Origin of the sequence: Pseudomonas edaphica (assembly GCF_005863185.1) — a bacterium.
GTDB classification, from domain to species: Bacteria; Pseudomonadota; Gammaproteobacteria; order Pseudomonadales; family Pseudomonadaceae; genus Aquipseudomonas; species Aquipseudomonas edaphica.
The window spans coordinates 1-1,467 of the sequence record NZ_VBVZ01000959.1 but is presented as its reverse complement, the minus strand read 5'-3'; the positions used below and the strand labels follow the sequence as shown (position 1 = coordinate 1,467).

Here is a 1,467-nt window from a genome sequence, read left to right as displayed (position 1 = left end):
CCTGCAACAACTGTATCGTGTAGAACGCTCGACCTCGGCCTGTAACGACCCGGACTTCAAACGCATGATTCTGCGGGCCGAAATTGACCAGCGAATTGAGGCGTTTGAGGAGGGTTCGGACGGATCTGGTTCCGACAGTGATGACGATACAGGGGCGGACGAACCCCTGGAAGATATTCTTGACCCAGAGCGTGACACCTCAGAAGCGGTGCTGACGTCTTGGCTGAAACATTCATCTCAAACCTTGGCCGTAGCCCGGCGGCAGTTGTGGCAGCAACTGGCCCGGGAACCGTTGCATGAGCGGTTCTTCCATTTGCTCGAACGACTACGCGATACCGATGAGTACCGCATCAGCCCAACTGATCTTACCCGGCGGGTATGGGGGGTGGTCGAAAGCGCCGCCGGCAATGCGCAGATGCGCGAGTCGTTGTTCGCCGCCTCGGCAACCCATGGCACCTGTATTGACGGGCGCATCCTCACGTTCAGCTCAATGGAAGTGATGGTGCTCGTAGAGCAGGTGCTGCGTGAAGTGCCGGCCAGCACCCTGAGGCTCAGGGGGCAGCGTTTACTGCAGCTGTCTCGGCAGTTATTCCGGTTGGAGCAGATCGATACGCTTGCCATACGTGAGACCAGAGGACGAGACGAGGCCGAGGTGCGCCTGGAGTATCGGATCGGCATGACCCGCGGCTGGCCTGACGGGTTGGAGTTACCGGGGCAACCCACGCACATGGCATTTGGTCACCCGATCAGCGGGCAAGTATTAACCAGCGCGCGTAGCCAAGTGCTAACGGCGGAGGCGTCCAATGCGTTTTATGAGCGCCTGATTAGCCATGACTACTGGGTCAGTTACCTGCAAGATCGATATCCCGAAGAGTTCGAGACGCTTAAAAGCGACGCTGACGCACGCCATGAGGCACTTGAGGATGAGTATGAGCTTGGCGACCCACGCTACACGGCGGCAGTGAACCAACTGCAGTTTGACCGAGAGAGCGCACGGGTGCAGTTGCTGCTTGGGTTGTCTCGCAAAGAGGTGCTGGAATCAGCGCCGGGTAGTGTTGCTCCGGTAACCAGCGGGCCGGCCTCGCCGCAGCCTGGCCCGTCGACACAGCCGTAGTGGAGCAAGGAAGCGGGCGTGCCCTAATGCCACTCAGTTAAGACATAGCCGGTAATTGGGGCGAGGGAGCTTGATCGCGTTGGACTGCGTAGCAGTCCCATTTTTGGGGCCGCTTCGCTCCCCAGCGGGAGCAAGCTCCCTCGCCACAGGTTACTGGTTGTCAGTTCTAGCGCTTAACTGGCTGGCATCAGGGCACGCCCGCTTCCTTACCCAAAAGCGTTGGCTGGCGTTAGTTGTCATACCCCAGGTTCGGCGCCAGCCAGCGCTCCGTCACGCTGAGGTCCTGGCCTTTGCGCGCGGTGTAGCTGGCGACCTGGTCTTTGTCGATCTTGCCCACGGCAAAGTACTGCGCC

Annotated in this window: 2 protein-coding genes; one reads left to right on the top strand and one right to left on the bottom strand. The window is 59.8% G+C overall.

What is annotated here, in order from left to right; all coding sequences use genetic code 11:
* Positions 1-1,114, top strand: a 1,114-nt coding sequence (locus tag FEM54_RS32475; protein WP_240792837.1) for an NEL domain-containing protein, incomplete at its 5' end; no start/stop codon positions are given.
* A 229-nt stretch (positions 1,115-1,343) separates the two neighbouring features.
* Here FEM54_RS32475 and FEM54_RS35205 read toward each other — a convergent pair.
* The coding region (locus FEM54_RS35205) for a hypothetical protein (protein ID WP_420875337.1) at positions 1,344-1,467 on the bottom strand (124 nt) is incomplete at its 5' end.